This is a genomic window from Deinococcus sp. YIM 134068 (genome assembly GCF_036543075.1).
GTDB classification, from domain to species: Bacteria; Deinococcota; Deinococci; order Deinococcales; family Deinococcaceae; genus Deinococcus; species Deinococcus lichenicola.
Genome location: NZ_JAZHPF010000001.1, coordinates 39,945 through 59,908, shown reverse-complemented (window position 1 = coordinate 59,908; position 19,964 = coordinate 39,945). Strand labels below are relative to the sequence as shown.

Below are 19,964 nucleotides of genomic sequence, written 5' to 3'. Positions count from 1 at the left end.
CACCCGCCCCCAGCCCTCGCGCTTTCCCTGAAGCCGGGAAGCTCTCGCCCACCTTTGACCGCTCCTCACCCGCGTACACTGCCCGGCTGAGATGAGCGCCGCCCCCCTGCCTCCCCATACCCTCTCCGTCGCCCCGATGATGGACTGGACGGACCGGCACTGCCGCGCCTTCCACCGCACGCTGACCCGCCGCACCCTCCTCTACACCGAGATGGTGACGACTGGGGCCATCCTCCACGGCGACCGGGAGCGGCACCTGGGTTTCGGCGGGGTCGAGCACCCGCTGGCCCTGCAACTCGGCGGCAGCGATCCGGCGGCCCTGGCCGAGTGCGCCCGCATCGCCGAGAGCTGGGGCTACGACGAGGTGAACCTGAACTGTGGCTGCCCCAGCGACCGGGTGCAGAGCGGCGCGTTCGGTGCCTGCCTGATGGGCACGCCCGACGTGGTGGCCCGCGCGGTGGAGGCGATGCGCGGCGCGACCCGTCTGCCCGTCACCGTCAAGCACCGCATCGGCATTGACGACCTGGACTCCTACGAGCACCTGACCCGCTTTGTCGGCACGGTGGCGGCGGCGGGCTGCGAGACCTTCATCGTCCATGCGCGCAAGGCGTGGCTGAGCGGTCTGTCCCCGAAGGAGAACCGGGAGATTCCACCTCTGCGGTATGAGGTCGTGCGGCAGCTCAAGCGGGACTTCCCACATCTGACGGTCGTGCTCAACGGAGGCATCCTGAGTCTCGAAGCTGCGCGGGACCACCTCACCTGGGCCGACGGCGTGATGATCGGGCGGGCCGCCTATCAGGACCCCTTCCTCCTCGCCGCCGCCGACCGGGACGTATTCGGGGAGGACGTGACGCCGCCGAGCCGCCGGGAGGCCATCGAAGCCTTCCTGCCCTACGTGGCCGGGCAACTGGAGGCGGGTCAGCCCCTCAACCGGATAATGAAGCACACCCTCGGCCTCTTCGCGGGGCAGCCCGGTGCCCGCCACTGGAAGCGGACGCTGAGCGAGCGGGGCCACCTGCCCGGCGTGGGGCTGGACGTGGTGCGCGAGGCGCTGGCGGGCGTGCCGGACAGCGTGCTGGACGCGCGGGCCGGGGTGGGGGAGGCTCAGCCCGTTTGACCGTCTCCGTAGTACGGGTACACGCTTCGCAAGGCGTCCTGCACGGCGGCGAGCGTTTCCTCCGGGTAGGCTGGACGTAGGGTCACGCCGTCTATGGTCGCGCCGAGGTGGAGCAGGGTATGAAGACTGTGGAGGGTTCGGACGGCGAGGGCGGCACCGGGAGGAATGAGGCCCGGTTCAAGGTCGGTCCAGAGCTGTCGGAAAGTCTCCGACCATTCCTGAATATCCTCGGGTTCATAGTCCTCGCATGACAACATGGCGAGCATGGCGAGGGCGAGGCGGTCATCCTCCATCTGGCTCAGGTGCATGGGCAGAGAGCGCAAGCGTTCCGTCAGGTTTTCCATGAGGTGCCGCAGGTCGTCGTTGCTCATCAAGGGAAGGAGCGCCATCTCGCGCGCCACATCCGCCCCGTGTGCGACGGTATGAATCCAGCCGGTGTCCTCCTCGAAGGACCGAACATCGGGTTCATTCGGATACCAGCGCATCCAGCACTCGATCCAAATGGCGACGATGTGACCGGGAAGGAGGGGTGCCAGCCGCACCCGGCTCATGGCCTCGCTCAACACGAGGGCTGAGAACGAACGGACGAGAACGCTCTCGTGACTCAGGCCGTAGGCGGCCTCGTCTCCCAGTTCCCGCAGAACGGTGTCGAAATGCCCCGCCCTCGTCCAATGTGCCAGCGTGGAGTACGCCTGCGTGTCCCGAACCTCGGGGTCCTCACTGCCGAGCATTCCAAACAACTCGTCCAACACGTCCGGCGGATGCAAGCCCTCCGGCACCGCGTATCCGTTCGCCGCCACCTCCGCCCAATCTACCCCCGTCATTCCTGCACCTGCACCGGGGCCGGATTCTTTCCCGCCCGCCGCAGCACCACGCCCGCCACCACGGTTCCGAGCAGGCTGAACAGGGCCGCCATGTAGAAGGCCGCGCCCGGCTCGTTCCACGTGTTGCCGGGCCGGGTGAAGTAGGCGAAGACACCCGTGGCGAGGAGCGGCCCGACGATCCCGACGAGGCTCTGCACGCTCGTCAGCGCCCCCTGCACCCGCCCCTGCTCGGTGGGGTCCACGGTGCGGCTGATCAGGCCCTGGATGGCCGGACCCGCGATGCCTGCCAGCGAGCCGAGGACGATGGAGGCGTACAGCATCTCGCCCGAGCGCGCCGCCCCGAGCAGCACGTATTGCACGACACCGAATAGCAGCCCGGTGATGATCGCGCCCCGCTCGCCCAACACGCGCATCGCCACGCTGATCAGCCCCGCCTGCACGACCGCCGAGAGCAGCCCGACGACGGCGAGGGCCACCCCGTTCTGCGTCGGCGTCCAGCCCAGCACCCGCTCGGTGAACAGGACCCAGGTGCTGAAGATGACCTGCTGCGCCAGCCCGATCAGCACGAAGGCGGCGGCGAGGTTCCGCACGAGCGGATAGCGCCCCAGCGCCCCCAGCGGCGTGAGGGGGTTGAGAACCCCCCGGCCCGGACGCGCCCCCCGGCTCTCCGGCGGCAGCGACTCGGGCAGCACGAAGAAGCCGTACAGCGCGTTGAGCAGCGCCAGTCCCGCCGCCACAAGGAAGGGCAGCCGCAGGTCGATGTCCCCCAGCACCCCCCCCAGCGCCGGGCCGAGGATGAAGCCCACCCCGAAGGTCGCCCCCAGCAGGCCGAAGGAGCGGGCGCGGCCCTCCGGCGGCGTCACGTCCGCGAGGTAGGCGTTCGCCACGGTGATGCTCGCCCCCGTCGCCCCCGCGATGATCCGGCCCACGAGCAGCCACCACAGGTTCGGCGCGAAGGCGAGGAGCAGGTAGTCCAGCCCCATCCCGGTCAGGCTCGCCAGCAGCACGGGGCGGCGGCCATAGCGGTCCGAGAGAGCACCCAGAATCGGCGCGCACACGAACTGCATCACCGCGTAGACGGCGGTGAACACGCCCACGAGCTGCGCCCCAGTGGTGTCCGACCCCGCCAGCCCCGTCACCAGCGACGGGAAGACGGGGATGATCAGCCCCAGCCCCATCACGTCCAGCAGCACGGTCAGCAGGATGAATACCAGCGCGGCGGGTCGTCGGGAGGCAGGGGGCGCAGTCATCCGGCCAGTCTAGAACGCGGGCCGGGGAGAGCGCATGGGCCGTTTGAGGGATGGGCAGGGGAGGAGCGTGGTCCTTTCGTTCGAGGGGAACTGCTGAGGAGGCGACGCGGCCACCCCACCGCCCAAGCCCCCTCTTCCCCAACCCCTAACGCCTGACCCCTCTCACCGCCTGAAATCCGGCTCCCCCTCCAGTCCCTTCACCCACGCGACGATCAGGTCGATGCACGCCCGCACGTCCCGCGCGTCCACCATCTCGTTCGGGGAGTGCATGTAGCGGGCGGGGGCGCTGACCACCGCCGTCGGCACGCCCGCCCGCACGAGGCTGAGGGCGTCGCCGTCGGTGGCCGTGAAGTGCGGGCTGGCGCTGAGGGTGTAAGGGATGCCCTCTGACTGCGCCACGGCGATCATCTGGCGCAGGATGGCCGGATTTAGGCGGGCACCGACACTCAGACTAGCCCCCGAGCCAAAAGGCTTCACGCCACTCTTCTTCTCACTCACGCCGGGCTGCTTGGTCTCGTGGGTCAGGTCCACGGCGACGCCCGCGATGGGGTTGACGTGGTGGCCGCTCACCTGTGCCCCGAAGAGGCCGATCTCCTCCTGGCTGGTGCCCACGGCGACGACCCTATGCTTCAGCTCCGCCCCGGCGAGCGCCCGCAGCACCTCCAGCACGATGAACGCGCCCACCCGGTTGTCGAGCGCGCGGCCCACGATCCGCCCTCCCACGATCAGCGGTCCCTGGTCGATCACGCCGACGGTGCCCACGGGGATGCGGGCCTGCGCCTCCTCCCTGCTCAGGCCCACGTCGAGCCACAGGTCCTCCAGTTTGCTCGCGTTCTTGCGGTCCTCGGGGTCCATGAGGTGAACGGCCTTTTTGCCCACCACGCCGATCAGGTCGCCCTCCGGCGCGAGGAGGCGGATGCGCTGGCCCACGAGAACCTGGGGGTCCCAGCCCCCGACCGCGAGAACGCTCAGCAGGCCCTCGTCCCCCACATGGCTCACCATCAGACCGATCTCGTCGAGGTGGCCCATCAGGGCGACGGCGGGCGCGCCTTCGGGGCCGAGTTCGGCGTACACGTTGCCGAAGTGGTCCTCCGAGACGCGGGCGAAGGCCCCGGCCTCGCGCTTCCACACGTCCGCCGCCCGGCGCTCGGCCCCGCTGGGTCCCGCCTCACGGAGCAGGGCGAAGAGAAAATCCTGATTGATTTCACTCATGGGCGCGAGTCTAGCGCCGCGCGGCTATGCTGCCCGCATGACCGGTCCCGACTCCTCCCCCGACGTGCGCGTGAGCGTGGAAGTCCATCATCTCCCCGCCCACTCCACGCCGGAGCGGCGCGTGTTCGCCTACGTCATCCGCATCGAGAACCACAGCGATCAGACGTGGCAACTCCTCGCCCGCCACTGGGACATCGTGGACGCCGGGGGCCGCGAGACGGTCGTGGACGGCGACGGCGTGGTGGGCCAGCAACCCCACATCGCGCCGGGGGGCGTCTTCGTCTACGACTCCTTCGTGACCGTGCAGGACACGCCGGGCCGGATGGGCGGCTACTACGTCATGCAGGACGCGTGGGGCGCGCGGGCGCGGGTGCCGATTCCGCCCTTCGTGCTGGAGGTGCCGGGGGAGCGGACGCTGAATTAGTTCCTTAGCAACTCTTCCACCTCCTCCATCCAGGAGGTGCTACATACAGAAGGTCGTTATGGATGAGGACATACATGAGTCGGCATCGGGTCGTGCGTTGGAGAATTTGAAGTGGATGGTCAAGCTGTGGAGGAGAGGCTACAAGAATGGGGCGGCTTTTGACTTAGACAGCGAGGAGTCGGAGACGTTTGAGTCTCATCCTGATGTACTAACTCTGAGAGAACTTGAGAAGTTGGGTTATGTAAAGCTCTATATCGACGATCTAATGGTAGCTGGATGGACGGTTGCAGCCGACTTAACCGAGAAGGGCATCCGCCTGGCTGAAAGAAGCACCTTCGAGGATGATGTCCCGTTAGAGAGGTTCCCCTTCCCGTGAGGAACAGACCTCTGATTATTGTTTTTATGCCTGCGGTACCTCCGCCTCCACCAGCGTTCCATGCCCCGGCTCGCTCAGCACGCGGTATTTCCCGCCCCGGCTCTCCACGCGCTCGCGCATCTGCATCAGGCCGAGGCCCCCGGCGCTGCTCACGCGGCCCGTGGCCTGGGCGAGATCGAAGCCCGCGCCGTCGTCTTGCACGCGCAACGTGACGTGCCCGCCGCCGTGCAGGGTCACGGTCACTTCGCGGGCGCGGGCGTGCTTGGCGACGTTGTTCAGGCTCTCTTGCAGGAGGCGGAAGACGACCGCCTCGTCCCCCGGCGCGAGGTGGATGTCGCCCGTCACGTTCAGGGTGGTGCGGACGTTGTTCTGCTGCCCGAAGTCCTCCACGTAGCGCCGCACGGTTTCGAGCAGCCCGTAGCGTTCGAGGTCGATGGGCCGCAGGGCGAAGATGGAGCGCCGGACCTCCCGAATCTGCTCGCGGAGGAGGGCGGTGGCGGCGCGGACCTCGGCCTCGGCCTTGTCGGGGTCGGCGTGCAGTTGCCGGGCCACGAGGTCGAGCTTCAGGGCGCAAAACGCCAGCGACTGCGCCACCCCGTCGTGAATCTCGCGGGCGATGCGGGCGCGTTCGTCGCTGATCGCCAGTTCCTCGGAGTAGAGGTAGGCGCGGGCATTGCGTACCCCGAGGGCCGCCTGCGCCCCCAGCAGCGCGAGCAGGGGCACCCGCGCGTCCGCGAAGGCACCCTGCCGCACGTCGCCGAGGACGAGGACGCCCACCAGCCCCTCCTCGTCGCGCATGGGGAAGCCCAGGGCGCTGACTCCCCCGGCGAAGACCTCGGCGGCCTCGGCGGGTGTGGCGGTCAGCGGCGTGCCGGCCTCGGCCACGCGCAGGGCGAAGGGGGGCGCGAGGGTGCCGCCGCCCATGCCCTCGCCCTGCGCGTCCTGAAGGTACTCCAGCCGCAGCACGCCGTCCTGATCGGTGAGGTAGGCGGCCCGCGCGCCCGCCCGCGCCCGCTCGGCCATATTACGGGTCACGCGGGCGAGCAGCCGCCGCAGGTTGCGCTCGGCGCGGATGCTCTGGTCCACCGAGTACAGGGTCATCAGGTCGAGCGTGCGCTGCCGGGCCGCCTCCACCCCCGTCGCCACCTCCGCCGCGAGGGCCTGCGCCAGCGCCTCCGTCTCCGGGCCGGGCGGCGTGTCGAATTGCAGCGCCAGCGCCCCGCCGCCCGGAATCCCGACCTTGAGCGAGGAACGTTCGGGAGCGGGGAGGGAGGTGGCGGGCACGTCCCCGCGCGCCGTGCTGCTCAGGCCGCCGGGCACGGTGAGGACGGCCTGGGTCGCCCCGGTCGCCCGCACCGCCCCCCGCGCGGCGACCTCCACCACGGCCCCCATGTCGGGAGCGCCGCCGAGGTCGCGCATGAGTTCCTGCACCGCCCGCAGCCGCCCGTGCGACGCGCTGAGCTGCCCGTACAGGTCGCGCAACTCGCGCTCGGCCCGCTCGCGCGCCCGCGTGCCCTCGGCGATCCACTCCACGGAGAAGAACGTCACCGCCGGACCCACCAGCCCGTAGAACAGCAGGTGCGCCCACACCTGCGCCTGCGCGGTGGGCAGCCGCGAGATGGCGAACTCCACCACCGCTACCACCAGCACGATGAGGGGCGGCAGCACGTTCCGCACCAGCCGCACCCGGTTCGACAGCGGCACCTCGCGCGGGGCGGGCGGCTGTGACGCGGGCAGGGAGGCGGGCAACTCCGTCATGGGGGACAGTGTAGGGAGGGGGCGGGGCGGGGACCGTGTTCGGGGAGGGGAACGCCGCCGGGGGTGGCGGCTTCCCCGTCTTGGCCGGGGCTTCATTCATGACCGTTTGCTCTTTCCCGGTCGGGGCCATGTCTGGGGATACTGGAACGGCTATGGCAGACACCACCGCGCAGAAAGTGGATTCCCGTTCCTCTCCCAGAGGCAAGCTCGGCCAGAAGTATCTGGTGAGCGGCAAGAGCATGGGCATGCGGCTGTGGGAGGAGCAGCAGCCCGGCGAGGAGGACCAGCCCCACGCCCGCCCCTACGAGACGGTCGGCTACGTCATCTCCGGGCGCGCCGAGCTGCACATCGAAGGCTCGATGCTCCTCCTCGAACCCGGCAACTCGTGGGTGGTCCCCGAGGGCGCGCAGCACAGCTACAAGATTCTGGAACCGTTCACCGCCGTCGAGGCCACCCATCCGCCCGCCCAGGTACATGGCCGCGACGAGTGACGGCGCTCTGTCTCTGACCGCTTAATCCTGCTCGGGTGGAGCGTCCCCCGCTTTCACGTCTCCACCCCGCCCCTCCACCGTCCCCCTCCGCGCCGCGTCCCGCACCTTCCACTCCACCTGACGCAGCAGGCCCCGGAAGAGGCGGCTCTCGGCGCTGCTCATCAGCGCGCGGTCGAGCATCGTGCGCCACAGCCGCAGCGTGTGGCGGGCGCGCACGGCGTCCGTGTAGCCGATCAGGTGCATCGTCCCCTGGAGGTGGCCGTACATCGCCTCCATCTCCTCGCGGGTGGCGGTCTTGCGGCTCGCAGGCACTTCCATCACCCCAGCGGGTGCCACGTCCTGCGCCTGCAAGAACTCGTAGCAGACGAGGAGGACGGCCTGTGCGAGGTTCAGGCTCGCGTACTCGCCCGTCGGCACGCGCACCGTCACCTGACACTGCTCCAGGTCGGAGTTGACGAGGCCCGTCTCCTCCGGCCCGAAAACGAGCGCGGGGGCGGCGGCGGCGCGCACGAGGGGCCGCACCTGGGCGGGATGCCGGGGCGGGGCGAGGTCGGCACGGAGGCGGGCGGAGGTGCCCACGCTCACGTCCCGGTCGGCCAGCGCCTCGCGCAATGTCGGGTACACCCGTGCAGAACGCAGCAGGTCGGCGGCGTGGACGGCCATCGCCACGGCCTGGGAGTCCAGGTGGTCGCAGCGCGGCGCGACGAGCCGCAATTCGCTGGCCCCCATATTCAGCATCGCGCGGGCCGCCGAGCCGATGTTGCCGGGCGTCTTGGGTGAGACGAGGACGACGGCGAGAGTCACACCCGGAATGCTAGCGCGGGCTGTACCAAACGCGGCGGGTAGAGTGACCTATGGACCTCCTCGACCGCCTCCTCGGTCACGACGCCTGGACCACGGCCCGCCTCATCGAGCAGAGCCGGGGCCTAACGGACGCGCAGCTCGACCACGAGTTCGACCTCGGCTGGCGCACGGTGCGGGCGACCCTCGACCACATCATCGACAACATGGAGGCGTGGACCGATCTGATGAACGGGGGCCGGTGCGGACCCTGCCCGAACCCGCCGGGCAGTGGCTCACCCTCGGCGGGCTGGAACGGCGGCTGGATACCGTCGCGCCCCAACTGGGCGAACTGGCCCGCCGGGTGCAGGCCGAGGGACGGTGGGACGATTGCTGGACGAACTCCCTGAACGACCCGCCCAACCACCTTACTTACGGCGGCACCCTCGTCCACGTCCTCACCCACTCCATGCACCACCGGGCGCAGCTCATCCACATGCTCAAGCGGCTGGGCGTGCCGGACGTGATCGAGGGGGACGCGCTGAGCTGGGAGGAGGCGCAGAGAACTGTTTAACCTGCCGCCAGAATTGGTTCCTCGACCTCTACCCCCAGGCCCAGGCTCAAGTCCTGCGATACCTCCTCGGGCGTATCGCCCCAACTCTCGATCCAAACCTCTCCCAGTCCGCGCGCCCGGACAAGGGCGCATACGCCGAGCAGCAGGGCGGCGCGAAGGTTTGTCTGACGGAGGTCGGGGCGTACGCCGGGCGCGCCGATATGGGCGTGGCCCTCCCGCGTGCTGGCCGAGCAGATACCTGCGGCCCGCCCCTCGGTGTCCACGGCGATGAGGCTTAACTCGGGGTCGAAGCCGCCCACCTCGGGGGCCGTATGTTCGGGCGTGGCGGCGTGGTGTCCAATTCGGTCCTCATAAGTGGCGATGGCAGCAACGTGTGTGGAGAGGTTGAGGCCGTCCACGATGGGCAGGAGCCGAACCCCCTCGGGGAGTGGCACGCTGGCGGTCGGTGTGGGACCGACGAGTACACGGTAAGCGCCCACCTCGCGGTAGCCTGCCGCCTTCAGAGCAGTCAGGGGGAAGAGATGCGTCTCGGCAAAGGCGTAAACCCGCCCCGCCGCTTCCCGTGCCACGCGGGCGAGGGCCGTCGCCACCTCGGCCTGTCTCAATCCCGGTCGCGCTCCACCCATCAGTTCGGCCCCGTGCGCCGGGCTGGGTCGCAGGCCGACCGCGCCAAGAACCTCTCCGGCCTCGTCCCGCGCGAGCCAGGCCCCCGGTCCGCTCGCCATCCACGCCACCACGTCTTCGGGAGCGCCGTACAGCGCGGCAAGTACGGGCGTCAGTTCGGCGGGCTGGGCAGGCGAGATGGTGACGGACATGGGGGGAGGGTAACGCGGGGACCGCTCAAGCGAGGCTCAAGGTCCTCCACCTTCGGCGGGCCTAGCCTGAACGCATGACCTTCCCAGTCCCCCACACCGTCCTGTTCCTGCACGCCTACCCCCTCTCCGCCGCGATGTGGCAGGGGCAGCGGGCCGCGCTGGAGGGCGTGGGCGTCAACGTCCTCGCCCCGCACCTGCCCGGCTTCGGCGGACGCCGGGGGGCGATGGCCTCGCTGGCGGACACGGCACGCGATCTGCTGGCCGAGTTGCCGGAGGGGCCGCTCGCGCTCGTCGGCCTGAGCATGGGCGGCTACCTCGCGCTGGAACTGCTCGCGCAGTCGCCGGGGCACTTCACACGGGTCGTCCTCGCCGACACGACCGCCCGCCCCGACGGCGAGGAGAAGCGGGCCGACCGCCACGCCCAGGCGGGGCGCGTGCTGACCGAGGGGAAGGACTTCCTCATCGCTGCCGCCCGTGAGGAACACGCTCCCGCCACCTTCGGGCACGTGCTCCCCATGATCGAGGCCGCCACCCCGGAGGGCATCGCCGGTGCCCTGCGCGCAATGGCCGCCCGCCCCGACCACCGGGAGACGCTGCGGCGGCTGGACGTGCCCCTCCTCGCCCTCGTCGGGGAGGAAGATACCCTTACCCCTCCCGAACGGGCGCAGGAGACCGCCGACCTCGCGCGGGGCGAACGGCACATCCTCCCCGGTGCGGGCCACCTCTCCAACCTGGATGCACCGGACGCCTTCAACGCGGCGCTGCTGGAGTTCTTGAAGTAGAACCCGCCTTCAGACCTTCGCTGGTGGCTGGTCGCTGGCCGCTGGTTGCTCCTCTGGCCGCTCCTCCCCCAATTCCGCGTACAGCGCCAGATAGTGCCGCGCCGGGCCATCCCAACTGAAGTCCAGCTCCATGCCGCGCGCCATCCGTTCCTGCCAGTTCGCCGGGTCGTCGTAAGCCTGCCTCGTCTCCCGGCAGGCCGCCGCCAGCGCCTCCGGGGTCGCGTCCACGAAGCGGAAGCCCACGTCGTGCGGCACGGTGTCGGCGAGGCCGCCCGTCTCGCGGACGACAGGGAGGGTGCCGTAGCGCATGGAGATCATCTGCGACAGGCCGCACGGCTCGAAGCGGCTCGGCATGGCGAAGGCGTCCGACCCCGCGTAGATGCGGTGCGCGAGCGCCTCGTTCATGCCCTGCGCGAAGGCGACGCGCGGATGCTGTGCCCAGCCCCGCAGCGCGGCGGTCAGGAACGGGTCGCCGCCCCCCAGCACGACCACGTTCCACGCCTGCGTGAGGTCCGGCAGCGCCGCGATCAGGAGGTCCATGCCCTTCTGGTCGGCGAGGCGGCTCACGACACCGAGGATCGGCTGGTCGTCCAGCCCGAACTCCGCCCGCAGCGCCGCCGTGTTCGCGGCCTTCCCGGCGGCGTCCCCGAAGGGCAGGATGTCGGGGTCCGTGCGGGGGTCCCAGCGGTCCTGGTCCAGCCCGTTGATGATGCCGCTCAGCCGCCCCTCCAGTGAGAGGCGCACGAGCAGGCCGTCCAGCCCCTCCCCGTACTGGGGCGTGGTGATCTCCTGCGCGTAGGTGGGGCTGACGGTCGTCACCCGGTCGGCGAAGGTGAGGCCCGCCTTCATCAGGTTGAGGTCGCCGTAGAACTCCACGCCCTCCGAGCCGAGGGCACCCTCCGGCAGCCCCGTCCATCCCCACGCCTCGCCCATCGTCCAGCGCCCCTGGTACTGGAGGTTATGGATGGTGAAGGCCGTGCGCCAGCCCGTGAGGTGCGCGTGCGCGACCACCAGCCCCGCCTGCCAGTCGTGCCCGTGCAGCACGTCGGGCGTGATCTCCAGCGCCTGCAAGACGGGCAGCACCGCCCGCCCGAAGGCGCAGAAGCGCCACACGTCGTCCGTGTGGTACAGGCCGGGCCGCTCGAACTCGGCCAGACCCACGAAGAGGAAGCGCACCTCGCCCTCCCGCAATTCGCCGACGCGCACCTCGCCGACGCCGGGCACGTCGCCGTGCCACACCTCGTCCGGCGTGCCCGCGAGCTGCGCGTACCACGGCGAGACGACCGTGACCTCCGCCCCCAGCCTCGCTTGCACGGCGGGCAGCGCCGCCAGCACGTCTCCCAGCCCGCCCGTCCGCGAGAACGGGAACACTTCCGACCCCACATGCACGACCCGCATGCTGTGCATCGTACCCGGCGGAAGGAGGTGTTGGGCGTTAGGAGTTAGGTTTTAGGGAAGAGCCTTTCCTAACGACTCACCCCTTTGCCCTCCCCGGTTTGACAACCCCCCACCCCATTGCTACACTTCCTCTCGCTCGCTGGACCGGGTGCCTTCTGGAACCGGGCTCTTAGCTCAACGGTCAGAGCAGTCGGCTCATAACCGATTGGTTGCCGGTTCAAATCCGGCAGGGCCCACCACAGATCGGCGGCGGCACGGGCGGTTAGCTCAGCGGTAGAGCATTCGCTTCACACGCGAAGGGTCGTAGGTTCAAATCCTATACCGCCCACCAGACAAAAAGAATGCGTCCCAGACGGTGTTAGGCTGTCTGGGACGTTTTCTGATTGGCGCACCTACTCTGACGGTCATACCCTCGGAGGGGAAGTTATGAGGATCGGTGGAGGAGTAGAGGCGGTTTTTCCAGCTCTGTAAGGCAGTATATTGCACATCGCCGCCTACTTTTATTAGCGGCAATAAGGTGTGTTTGATCAAAGCAGGTTGACGAGGACCTACCTCATAAACCTACGAAGTGTTGTCTGAGGAGTCAATGGTAGTTGGCAAAGCCTTTTCCCGGTCTTGTTCAAGTTTCTTAAGCACATCCTCCAATTTAACTTTTGTGTTGCCGTCCATAATTATCGCTATCACTGCGAATAAGTCACCCTTTCTATATAAATCTTCCTTCGCATCGTTAAGAGAAATAGCTATAGAATGTTTTAAATTGTCGCTGAATTCTTGATCCCGTTTCCTCGCTGTTTCGGATATTGTTTCTAAGTCCTTACTGAGGCTTGAGGAGAAATATGTACTAAAGAATGTTATTATTGGAGGTAATAGAGATGCCATAGACACAATTTGTAAAGCACTAAACAATTGAGCCAAATCGGACGACGCCTTAACGTCGTCTACCTGTGCGTAAGCAGAGTTGAATAATGTGTAATAGAAAAAATCAAATAATGTAACATCTTTAATAGTCCTAAAATTTATAGAATTTATATTATAGATGGAATAGTTGATAAACGTAAAGCAAACTATTATAACTGTAACGGTAAAAGCTATTTTGGAGTATGAAAGCCATACATACACACCGGACTTATTAAATCTTATCGTATTTCTTGTTATGTAGCTCATTAAGCTAGAGTAGAATACTGCTTGGCTTAAAGTAGATTGCCTCTTATTTTCATCAAGATCATTAAAAGATTGAAGTTCGGTTTCAAAACCACGCTGTTTCTGAATTTGACCGACTAAACTACTCACCTCTCCTGTAGGCAGCCAACTAGAATCTAAAGAACTACGCACCCTCTCCATTATATGATTGTATACAAAGTACAGCATCAATACTATGCCAATATTATTGAAGAAATCTACATTCACTAAGCAGCACGTTATACCTACAATAAACGACATCAGCCCTACAACTCTCTTCTTAAAAGAGAAGACAAAATCTAACACCGACCACGCATATATTAGGAGAAGAGTAATTTTACTTTTGTATAGGAAAAACGCGGGAACGATAAGCAGAAACAGAATAAGAGGGAAGAATGACACATACAACAATAACCACAGCAAGCTTCTCGCTTTATATTTATAGAGTAAGAATATAACGAATAGGAAGAACAAAACATATTTAAAATTTGAATAGCCCCTGTCTAATCCGAATAAATCTAAAACAATGTTATCGACATTCACAATAAAAGTGTTTAGCATAGGATAAGTCCATAGAAATATTGCTAATGAAGTAGCAAAGCTTGGCAATCCACTCTTCTTACTTGCTCCTGTATCACTACTACTCATAAATGTATTATACGTCCTCAACCCATTAACAAAGGCGAGGTTGTCACCCAAATAGCACCTTCTGTCAAGCGGCAAGGGTAAACTATTCTACTCTGATTGACACACCCACGCGAGAGGTCGTAAGCTGGCAGGGTCAGGCAGTTGCGTTGATCTGAAGCCGTCCAGCACGCTAAAAACCGCCATGCTTCTTTCTGGGTCGCTTCATACGCGAAGGGTTGTATGTTCAAACCCAATACCGCCCACCATGCAGAAAGCCTCGGCTCAGCCGGGGTTTTTCCTTTTCTTTGCAGTGAAAGCAGGGTGCTGGCCTATTGACAGCAGTTGCTACGCCCAGACTTGCTCCCGGCCAAGCGGAGCGGGAGGACGAGGCCGTAAGCGGTGTCATCTGAACAACTGCTCTAAACCGTTCCACATTCTGGACACGGCGCGCCGGGGCGCTCGGCCACCCATCCCGTCTCACAGGTGGAGCAGGAACGCCAATAAAAGACGTTCCCGCACGATACACAGCCCACCGCCCGGTCCTGAAACGACTGCTCGAAGCGCAGTCCGGTCACGTGGGCACAACGGGGGCAGTACAGCTCCAACACATCGTCCTGGGGAGGCATGGTCCGAGTATGACGGAGACATGCGGCGCGGGCGACCGAGGCTTTTCACGTATGCTATGCCCACATGAGCGCCGTGATTCACCTGCAGGCGATGGGGCTGACCGAGTACGAGGCCCGCGCTTACACCGCCCTGCTGGCCCTGGGGCGCGCGGTGCCCGCCCGTGTGGCGCGGCAGGCGGGCATTCCGCGCCCCAAAATCTACGAGACGCTGGAGCGGCTGGAGGGCCGGGGCCTCGCGGCGCGCGTGGGGCAAAATCCGTTGGAATACGCGCCCCTGAGCGCCCGCGAGTACCTGGCACGGGCACGGCGGGCCTTCGACGACCGCCTCGGTGCCCTGGACCGCGACCTCTCGCGGCTGGCCCCCGACCCCGCGCCGGAGGCCGTGTATCACCTCTACGGCGAGGCGGCCATTCGCAGCCTGTGCGAGGACCTGACCCTGAATGCCCGCCGCAGCGTCTACCTGGCGGGCGAACCCACTCTCGCCGACCGTCTGGAGCGCCTCACGCCGCGCGGGGTGGAGTTGCACCGCGCGGGGCTGGCCGGGCTGCCCGCCGTCGCCGCCGAGGGCCAGCGGGCCTTCCTGCTCGCCCGCGACGGCGAGGCGGCCCTCATCGCCCACTTCATCGAGGAGGGGGGCACGGGCGAGGCTCACGGGGTTCACACCCATAACCCGGTGGTGGTCCACCTCATCGAGGGGTACGTGCATCTTGCCGCCCAGCGCGCTCTCGCCGGGGCATAGGCCGACCGTTGACAAGGCAGCAGGGCACTGCTAATCTTGCTGAGCCTTCGGGGCTGTGGCGCAGTTGGGAGCGCGTCTGAATGGCATTCAGAAGGTCAGGGGTTCGAATCCCCTCAGCTCCACCAGAGGACGCCCCGCAACCTACGCGGGGCAAACTTCTAGGCGATGTAGCTCAGCTGGTTAGAGCGAACGACTCATAATCGTTAGGTCCCCGGTTCAAGTCCGGGCATCGCCACCAACGGGAACCCTGCCACGTGCGGGGTTCTTTCGTTTGTTCCCGAAGAAGGGACGCCGTTCGACGTATGGGTGCACCTATCCTGACCCCATGACCACCCTGATCTCCGGGCTGGACCACGTGCAAGTCGAGGCCCCCGCCGGGTGCGAGGCGCAGGCGTGGGCCTTTTTCGGCGACTTCCTCGGCCTGCCCGAACTTGCCAAGCCGGAGGCGCTCCGCTCCAGGGGCGGCGTGTGGTTCGGTCTGCCGGACGGGCGGCAACTCCACGTGGGTGTGACGCCGGACTTCGTGCCGCGCGAGAAGGGGCACCCGGCGCTGCGGTGTGCGAACCTCGCGGCCTTTTGCGCCCACTGTCAGGCACACGGCATTCCCTACCACGCAGACGACGAGGCAGGTGTGGCGCGCGTCTTCCTGCGCGATCCCTTCGGCAATCGGCTGGAGGTCGTGGGGGGCGGATACGAAAGCGTCCCCGCCGACGCTGCCTCCTGAAGCCGGTGCCTACAATGGCCGCATGACGGACACCACTCCCCGCCGCGCCGAGGTCGAACGTGACACGCTCGTGCGCTGGCTCAACGAGTACCTGAAGATCGACGCCTACCCCGACGCGAGCATGAACGGCCTCCAGATCGAGGGCACGTCCGTCGTCCGGCGGGTCGCGGCGAGCGTGGACACCAGTGTGAAGACTCTTCAGGACGCGGCGGACAGCGGGGCCGACCTCCTGCTCGTCCACCACGGGCTATTCTGGGGGCAGCCGCTGGCCGTCACCGGGCCGCACAGGGCGCGCGTCCGCACGGCCATCATGGCGGACCTCAACCTCTATGCCGCCCACCTGCCCCTCGACGCCCACCCCGAGGTCGGCAACAACGCGATGATCGCCCGCGCGCTGAGCCTCCAGAACGCGCGGCCCTTCGGGGAGGCGAACGGCCAGCAGATCGGGCTGGCGGGCGAGCTGCCCTTCTCCCAGAGCCTGCAAGACTTCGCCGACCGGGTGCAGAAGCTCACGGGCGAAATCTGCCTCGTCCACGGGGGCGGCGGGCCGAACGTGAGCCGACTGGGGGTCCTCAGCGGTGGGGGCGCGGGCGCGGTCGCCGAGGCGGCGGCGGCAGGTCTCGACACCCTGCTCACGGGTGAGCCGGAGCACAAGCACTTCCACGACGCCTTCGAGTACGGGGTGAACGTCATCTTCGCCGGGCACTACGAGACGGAGGTCTTCGGGGTGCGGGCGCTCGCCGCCCGGCTGGAGGACGAGTTCGGGCTGCCGTGGCAGTTCCTGCATCACCCGACGGGGTTGTGAGGGTTGTAGGTCGTGGGCTGTGGGTTGTAGGGGGAATCCTTCCACAACTGGGGGCCACCGCATGACCCTCCTGATCACCTTCGAGGGACCGGAGGGCGCGGGCAAAAGCACGCAGCTCGCGCGGCTCGCCTCTCGGCTGGTGGGGGCGGGCGTGCCGCACGTCGTCACGCGGGAGCCGGGGGGGACGGAGCTGGGGGCGCGGGTGCGGGAGGTCCTGCTCGACCCCGACCTCGCCATCGACCCGCTGCCGGAGTTCCTGCTGTACTCGGCGAGCCGGGCGCAACTCGTGCAGGAGGTCATCCGCCCGGCTCTCGCTCGCGGCGAGGTCGTCGTCTGTGACCGCTACGCCGACTCCAGCCGCGCGTATCAGGGGGCGGGGCGGGGGCTGGACGCGGAGCTGCTGGAGACGGTCACGCGGGAGGCGACGGCGGGACTCACGCCCGACCTCACCGTCCTGCTCGACCTCGACCCCGCCATGGGTCTCGCCCGCGCCGCCTCGCGGGGGCAGCCCGACCGCCTGGAGCGGGCCGACCTCGCCTTCCACACCCGTGTCCGGGCGGGGTTCCTGGCCCTCGCCGCCCGCGAGCCGGGGCGCTTCCTCACGCTGGATGCCACCCGCGACCCGGACGCGCTGGAACGTGACATCTGGGCGGTGGTGGGGGAGAGGCTGGGCCGGGCGGTTGCCCCGTCCCCGTGACCGCTCCGCTCAGCGCCGGGGCTGCGTCCGTCCCGTCGTCCCCGTCTCCACCCGCACGCCCGGCACCCTGACCTCGAAGACGGTGGGCCACCGCTTGCCCGTCAGCAGCAGGGTGCCGCGTTCGGGAACATAGGCGATACCGTTGGGCACGTCGTCGAAGGTGAGGGGCTGCCCCGCGCGGCGGGCGGTGGCGCTCGCCTCCTGCGTCAGGGCCGTCACGTCGAGCCACGCCGTCACCCGGCCCGTCCTCGGGTCGATGCGGGCGATGCGGTTGGTGAGCCACACGTTCGCGTAGACGCTGCCCTGCACGTATTCCAGTTCGTTGAGATGGCGGACGGGCTGGCCGCCGTCGGTCACGCGCAGCGTCCGGGTGACGGCGAAGGTCTTCGGGTCGCGCCAGAACAGGCGGTCCGAGCCGTCGCTCATGATCAGGTTCCTGCCGTCGTGGGTCAGGCCCCAGCCCTCGCCCTCGTAGCGGTAGCGCCCGACCTCTCGTAGGGTCGCCGCGTCGAGCGCGAAGGCTACTCCCGTCTGCCAGGTGATGTGGTAGGCCACGCCGTTCAGTACGCTCACGCCCTCGCCGAACGCGCTGGCTATCGGCGTCGGCGTGCTCTTCAACACCCGCCCGCTCCGCAATTCCACCTGCCGCACGCCCGACTCCCCGACCTGCCCGGTGCTCTCGACCAGGTTCCCATTCCCCACGTATTGCAGCCCCTGGGTGAAGGCCGCGCGGTCATGTCGGTAGCGGGCCGTCACGTTTGGGGTCAGCACGGCGGGTGCCGTCGCCGTCGTCTGGGCGAGGGTCGACCCGGTGAAGGGAGGCACGAGGCTCAGGGCCATCCCCATCAGGGTCAGGCGGAGCGGGAGAGAGGAGCGGGCGCGCATCCTCCCCATGCTAGGCGAGCCGCCCATGAGGCAGTGTTGCGGCTGCGTTCACGGGCGGCGGGTGTTTGGCTGAGCGGGACGGCGTGTCTCCCTGGAGGGAGCGTCAAACCGTCTAAAGGTAGAACCGTCTGACCGCCTGAAACAGCTTTCGCCGTTAGACGGTTAGACCGTTTGACTGTTCGACCGTCGGACCTCCGACGCCCTACTGCGCCGCAGGCTTCACGAACGCGGCGGAATCGTAGTACGTGCGGAAAGCGCTGACCTTCTGCCCGTCGTGCTCGATGACGCTGATGCCCCGGTAGGCGATGTCGGCCCCGTCCCCCAGCTGTCCCGTCGCCTCCCACTCCATCGAGCCGGTGTGGCCGTCGTCGGCGTGGTGGAAAAACTCGCTGCGGATGGTCTGGAAGTTCTCCAGGTAGCGCGTCCAGAAGTCCTGAGCGCCCTCCTTGCCGTGCCACTCCTGGGTGGTCATGTTCCGCAGGCTCGTCTCGTCCGCGAACAGTTCGACCAGGGGCATGGGATCGCCGCTCGCCTCGATGGTCTGGAGGGTTTGCATGAACGTCTCGGTCAGGTTCGCCATACCCTTCACGTGACCACGTTCACGGGACAAATGCGAGGGGGGAATTGGGCGGCGTTTTCCTCATGAAGCCTGGGTCAAGACGCGGTGGACGGTGGTACGGACGCCCTCGTGCGGGTCGGTGAGGAGGGCTTCGACATGCCGCGTTTCCCCCCACTGGCCCAGCGCCCAGGCGGCGGCCTCGCGGACCTCCCAGGCGGGGTCCCGCGTGCCTGCGAGAAGGAGCGTCCAGCCTTCGGGGGCGCGGGTGTTGCCCAGCACGGTCAGCGCGTTCCGGGCCATTCCCTTGCGACGGGGGCGCAGGAAGGCCGTGCCCGCGAAGCGCCGCTCGAACTCCCGCTCGCTGAGGCCGAAAAAGGCGCTCAGGTCCGGGTGCGCCAACTCGGGCCGAGGCTCCAGCAGCCGGGCGAGCGGCCCTGCTCGCACCGACCACGGGCAGACCTCGGAACACACGTCGCAGCCGAAGAGCCAGTCGCCCACCCCGGCGCGGAGGCTGTGCGGCAGCGGCCCCCGGTGCTCGATGGTGAGGTACGAGACGCAGCGCCGCGCGTCGATGGCCCGGTCTGTGCCGATGGCGTTCGTCGGGCAGGAGGCCACGCAGCGCAGGCAGCGCCCGCAGCGGTCGGGGTGGGCCGCGTGCGTGCCCTCGAAGGGAAGGTCGGTGAGCAGCACCGCCAGCGTCACGAAAGCGCCCAGCCGCGTGCTCACGTTCATCCCCGACCTGCCGCGCCAGCCCAGAAAAGCGCCCGCCGCGAACAGGCGCTCCATCACCGGGCCGTGATCCACATAGCCGCGCGCCCGCACGCCCAGCCGCGCGGCTTCCTCCTCCAGCCGAGTGAGCACGGGTTGAAGCTGGTCGTGGTAATCGGGCGTCCAGGCGTAGCGGGCGACGCGGCCCACCCGGATGCCCCCCGCTGGAACAGGCGGCTCCCCGAAGGCGTGCGAGACCCCCAGCACGAGGACGCTCCCCGCCCCCTCCAACCGGGAGGCCGGGTCCGAACGGGCCGGAAGCTGCCGCTCCAGGTAGCCCATCCCCGCGTGCCGTCCCGCCCCCAGCCACGCCGCGTACTCGGCCACCGTCGCCGCCGGGACGTGCGCGGGTGCCCACCCCACCGCGTCCGCACCGAGCGACACGGCGAGGTCGGAGAGGAGTTCGGCGGCGTTCACGGCAGGGAGTATGGAGCTTGTGACGGGTGGCTTATGGCGTGTAGGGAACAGAAGGGGTAAAAAAGTCCCTCCCCCTTGAGGGGAGGTCAGGAGGGGGTGAACGGGCGTAGCGTCCCAGAGCCATTCAGAGTGTCAAA

At 67.2% G+C, this 19,964-nt stretch carries 21 protein-coding genes and 4 tRNA genes; 14 read left to right on the top strand and 11 right to left on the bottom strand.

The genetic code is table 11. The annotated features are described in order from the left end of the window. The first annotated feature begins 91 nt into the window (after nt 1-91). The gene (gene dusA / locus V3W47_RS00315) at nt 92-1,117 is read left to right on the top strand and encodes a tRNA dihydrouridine(20/20a) synthase DusA (protein ID WP_331823152.1); all 1,026 of its coding nucleotides are present in this window, start codon (nt 92-94) and stop codon (nt 1,115-1,117) included. Here dusA and V3W47_RS00310 read toward each other — a convergent pair. From V3W47_RS00310 to V3W47_RS00300, 3 genes are all read right to left on the bottom strand, one after another. Beyond that, nucleotides 1,105-1,941: a DUF2785 domain-containing protein gene (locus tag V3W47_RS00310; protein WP_331823151.1), complete on the bottom strand. Its 837-nt coding sequence runs from the start codon at nt 1,939-1,941 to the stop codon at nt 1,105-1,107. The two genes, dusA and V3W47_RS00310, sit on opposite strands and share 13 nt — an antisense overlap. Beyond that, the gene (locus tag V3W47_RS00305) at nt 1,938-3,191 is read right to left on the bottom strand and encodes a TCR/Tet family MFS transporter (RefSeq protein ID WP_331823150.1); all 1,254 of its coding nucleotides are present in this window, start codon (nt 3,189-3,191) and stop codon (nt 1,938-1,940) included. Before V3W47_RS00305 ends, V3W47_RS00310 begins: the two co-directional genes overlap by 4 nt. 162 nt (nt 3,192-3,353) lie before the next feature. Further along, nucleotides 3,354-4,403: a M20/M25/M40 family metallo-hydrolase gene (locus tag V3W47_RS00300; RefSeq protein ID WP_331823149.1), complete on the bottom strand. Its 1,050-nt coding sequence runs from the start codon at nt 4,401-4,403 to the stop codon at nt 3,354-3,356. Between the two features lie 37 nt (nt 4,404-4,440). Here V3W47_RS00300 and apaG point away from each other — a divergent pair, with 37 nt between their 5' ends. Beyond that, entirely contained in the window at nt 4,441-4,827 is a 387-nt protein-coding gene (gene apaG, locus V3W47_RS00295) for a Co2+/Mg2+ efflux facilitator ApaG/CorD (protein ID WP_331823148.1), read from the top strand. Nucleotides 4,828-4,885: 58 nt separating this feature from the next. Further along, nucleotides 4,886-5,203 carry a hypothetical protein gene (locus tag V3W47_RS00290; protein ID WP_331823147.1) on the top strand — a complete coding sequence of 106 codons (318 nt, stop codon included), beginning with the start codon at nt 4,886-4,888 and terminating at the stop codon, nt 5,201-5,203. Between the two features lie 24 nt (nt 5,204-5,227). Here V3W47_RS00290 and V3W47_RS00285 read toward each other — a convergent pair whose 3' ends face one another. Beyond that, a complete protein-coding gene (locus V3W47_RS00285; RefSeq protein ID WP_331823146.1) occupies nt 5,228-6,961 on the bottom strand; it encodes a sensor histidine kinase in 1,734 nt (577 codons plus the stop codon). Nucleotides 6,962-7,113: 152 nt separating this feature from the next. Between V3W47_RS00285 and V3W47_RS00280 the strand changes: the two genes are divergently transcribed. After that, nucleotides 7,114-7,452: a cupin domain-containing protein gene (locus V3W47_RS00280; RefSeq protein WP_331823145.1), complete on the top strand. Its 339-nt coding sequence runs from the start codon at nt 7,114-7,116 to the stop codon at nt 7,450-7,452. 21 nt (nt 7,453-7,473) lie between these two features. Here V3W47_RS00280 and V3W47_RS00275 read toward each other — a convergent pair whose 3' ends face one another. Next, nucleotides 7,474-8,256: an RNA methyltransferase gene (locus V3W47_RS00275; RefSeq protein WP_331823144.1), complete on the bottom strand. Its 783-nt coding sequence runs from the start codon at nt 8,254-8,256 to the stop codon at nt 7,474-7,476. 211 nt (nt 8,257-8,467) lie between these two features. Here V3W47_RS00275 and V3W47_RS00270 point away from each other — a divergent pair, with 211 nt between their 5' ends. Beyond that, nucleotides 8,468-8,806: a DinB family protein gene (locus V3W47_RS00270; RefSeq protein WP_331823143.1), complete on the top strand. Its 339-nt coding sequence runs from the start codon at nt 8,468-8,470 to the stop codon at nt 8,804-8,806. Here the strand turns inward: V3W47_RS00270 and V3W47_RS00265 are convergent. After that, a complete protein-coding gene (locus V3W47_RS00265) occupies nt 8,803-9,621 on the bottom strand; it encodes a hypothetical protein (protein WP_331823142.1) in 819 nt (272 codons plus the stop codon). The two genes, V3W47_RS00270 and V3W47_RS00265, sit on opposite strands and share 4 nt — an antisense overlap. Nucleotides 9,622-9,695: 74 nt before the next feature. On the opposite strand from V3W47_RS00265, the gene V3W47_RS00260 reads away from it, so the two are divergent. Then, nucleotides 9,696-10,403, top strand: coding sequence for an alpha/beta fold hydrolase (locus tag V3W47_RS00260; protein ID WP_331823141.1), 708 nt, complete (start codon nt 9,696-9,698; stop codon nt 10,401-10,403). 9 nt (nt 10,404-10,412) lie between these two features. On the opposite strand, the gene V3W47_RS00255 is transcribed toward V3W47_RS00260, so the two are convergent. Next, nucleotides 10,413-11,801, bottom strand: coding sequence for a glycogen synthase (locus tag V3W47_RS00255; RefSeq protein ID WP_331823140.1), 1,389 nt, complete (start codon nt 11,799-11,801; stop codon nt 10,413-10,415). Between the two features lie 163 nt (nt 11,802-11,964). Here V3W47_RS00255 and V3W47_RS00250 point away from each other — a divergent pair. Continuing rightward, nucleotides 11,965-12,040 (top strand) — tRNA-Ile (locus tag V3W47_RS00250). Nucleotides 12,041-12,057: 17 nt separating this feature from the next. Then, nucleotides 12,058-12,132, top strand: a tRNA-Val gene (locus V3W47_RS00245). Between the two features lie 230 nt (nt 12,133-12,362). Here V3W47_RS00245 and V3W47_RS00240 read toward each other — a convergent pair. After that, the gene (locus V3W47_RS00240) at nt 12,363-13,628 is read right to left on the bottom strand and encodes a hypothetical protein (RefSeq protein WP_331823138.1); all 1,266 of its coding nucleotides are present in this window, start codon (nt 13,626-13,628) and stop codon (nt 12,363-12,365) included. Nucleotides 13,629-14,297: 669 nt separating this feature from the next. Between V3W47_RS00240 and V3W47_RS00235 the strand changes: the two genes are divergently transcribed. The 6 genes from V3W47_RS00235 (at nt 14,298) to tmk (ending at nt 17,198) form a co-directional block, all read left to right on the top strand. Further along, nucleotides 14,298-14,972, top strand: coding sequence for a TrmB family transcriptional regulator (locus V3W47_RS00235; RefSeq protein ID WP_331823137.1), 675 nt, complete (start codon nt 14,298-14,300; stop codon nt 14,970-14,972). Between the two features lie 49 nt (nt 14,973-15,021). Further along, nucleotides 15,022-15,097 (top strand) — tRNA-Ala (locus V3W47_RS00230). A 36-nt stretch (nt 15,098-15,133) separates the two neighbouring features. After that, nucleotides 15,134-15,210, top strand: a tRNA-Met gene (locus V3W47_RS00225). Nucleotides 15,211-15,297: 87 nt separating this feature from the next. Further along, complete coding sequence (locus V3W47_RS00220) at nt 15,298-15,696, top strand: VOC family protein (protein ID WP_331823136.1); 399 nt, start codon at nt 15,298-15,300, stop codon at nt 15,694-15,696. Nucleotides 15,697-15,718: 22 nt separating this feature from the next. Then, the gene (locus tag V3W47_RS00215; protein WP_331823135.1) at nt 15,719-16,501 is read left to right on the top strand and encodes a Nif3-like dinuclear metal center hexameric protein; all 783 of its coding nucleotides are present in this window, start codon (nt 15,719-15,721) and stop codon (nt 16,499-16,501) included. Nucleotides 16,502-16,562: 61 nt separating this feature from the next. Then, nucleotides 16,563-17,198: a dTMP kinase gene (gene tmk / locus V3W47_RS00210; protein WP_331823134.1), complete on the top strand. Its 636-nt coding sequence runs from the start codon at nt 16,563-16,565 to the stop codon at nt 17,196-17,198. Between the two features lie 9 nt (nt 17,199-17,207). Here tmk and V3W47_RS00205 read toward each other — a convergent pair whose 3' ends face one another. From V3W47_RS00205 to queG, 3 genes are all read right to left on the bottom strand, one after another. After that, a complete protein-coding gene (locus tag V3W47_RS00205; RefSeq protein WP_331823570.1) occupies nt 17,208-18,092 on the bottom strand; it encodes a glutaminyl-peptide cyclotransferase in 885 nt (294 codons plus the stop codon). Between the two features lie 193 nt (nt 18,093-18,285). Continuing rightward, nucleotides 18,286-18,663 carry a nuclear transport factor 2 family protein gene (locus V3W47_RS00200; RefSeq protein ID WP_331823133.1) on the bottom strand — a complete coding sequence of 126 codons (378 nt, stop codon included), beginning with the start codon at nt 18,661-18,663 and terminating at the stop codon, nt 18,286-18,288. 60 nt (nt 18,664-18,723) lie between these two features. Further along, on the bottom strand, nt 18,724-19,827 hold the full coding sequence (queG, locus tag V3W47_RS00195) for a tRNA epoxyqueuosine(34) reductase QueG (protein ID WP_331823132.1): 1,104 nt from the start codon (nt 19,825-19,827) through the stop codon (nt 18,724-18,726). Nucleotides 19,828-19,964: the final 137 nt, after the last annotated feature.

What these genes read in the sequence shown, in the direction of transcription:
- dusA (WP_331823152.1), top strand. Translation starts at nt 92, where the DNA reads ATGAGCGCCGCCCCCCTGCCTCCCCATACCCTCTCCGTCGCCCCGATG.
- V3W47_RS00310 (WP_331823151.1), bottom strand. Translation starts at nt 1,941, where the DNA reads ATGACGGGGGTAGATTGGGCGGAGGTGGCGGCGAACGGATACGCGGTG.
- V3W47_RS00305 (WP_331823150.1), bottom strand. Translation starts at nt 3,191, where the DNA reads ATGACTGCGCCCCCTGCCTCCCGACGACCCGCCGCGCTGGTATTCATC.
- V3W47_RS00300 (WP_331823149.1), bottom strand. Translation starts at nt 4,403, where the DNA reads ATGAGTGAAATCAATCAGGATTTTCTCTTCGCCCTGCTCCGTGAGGCG.
- apaG (WP_331823148.1), top strand. Translation starts at nt 4,441, where the DNA reads ATGACCGGTCCCGACTCCTCCCCCGACGTGCGCGTGAGCGTGGAAGTC.
- V3W47_RS00290 (WP_331823147.1), top strand. Translation starts at nt 4,886, where the DNA reads ATGGATGAGGACATACATGAGTCGGCATCGGGTCGTGCGTTGGAGAAT.
- V3W47_RS00285 (WP_331823146.1), bottom strand. Translation starts at nt 6,961, where the DNA reads ATGACGGAGTTGCCCGCCTCCCTGCCCGCGTCACAGCCGCCCGCCCCG.
- V3W47_RS00280 (WP_331823145.1), top strand. Translation starts at nt 7,114, where the DNA reads ATGGCAGACACCACCGCGCAGAAAGTGGATTCCCGTTCCTCTCCCAGA.
- V3W47_RS00265 (WP_331823142.1), bottom strand. Translation starts at nt 9,621, where the DNA reads ATGTCCGTCACCATCTCGCCTGCCCAGCCCGCCGAACTGACGCCCGTA.
- V3W47_RS00260 (WP_331823141.1), top strand. Translation starts at nt 9,696, where the DNA reads ATGACCTTCCCAGTCCCCCACACCGTCCTGTTCCTGCACGCCTACCCC.
- V3W47_RS00255 (WP_331823140.1), bottom strand. Translation starts at nt 11,801, where the DNA reads ATGCGGGTCGTGCATGTGGGGTCGGAAGTGTTCCCGTTCTCGCGGACG.
- V3W47_RS00240 (WP_331823138.1), bottom strand. Translation starts at nt 13,628, where the DNA reads ATGAGTAGTAGTGATACAGGAGCAAGTAAGAAGAGTGGATTGCCAAGC.
- V3W47_RS00235 (WP_331823137.1), top strand. Translation starts at nt 14,298, where the DNA reads ATGAGCGCCGTGATTCACCTGCAGGCGATGGGGCTGACCGAGTACGAG.
- V3W47_RS00220 (WP_331823136.1), top strand. Translation starts at nt 15,298, where the DNA reads ATGACCACCCTGATCTCCGGGCTGGACCACGTGCAAGTCGAGGCCCCC.
- V3W47_RS00215 (WP_331823135.1), top strand. Translation starts at nt 15,719, where the DNA reads ATGACGGACACCACTCCCCGCCGCGCCGAGGTCGAACGTGACACGCTC.
- tmk (WP_331823134.1), top strand. Translation starts at nt 16,563, where the DNA reads ATGACCCTCCTGATCACCTTCGAGGGACCGGAGGGCGCGGGCAAAAGC.
- V3W47_RS00205 (WP_331823570.1), bottom strand. Translation starts at nt 18,092, where the DNA reads ATGGGGAGGATGCGCGCCCGCTCCTCTCTCCCGCTCCGCCTGACCCTG.
- V3W47_RS00200 (WP_331823133.1), bottom strand. Translation starts at nt 18,663, where the DNA reads ATGGCGAACCTGACCGAGACGTTCATGCAAACCCTCCAGACCATCGAG.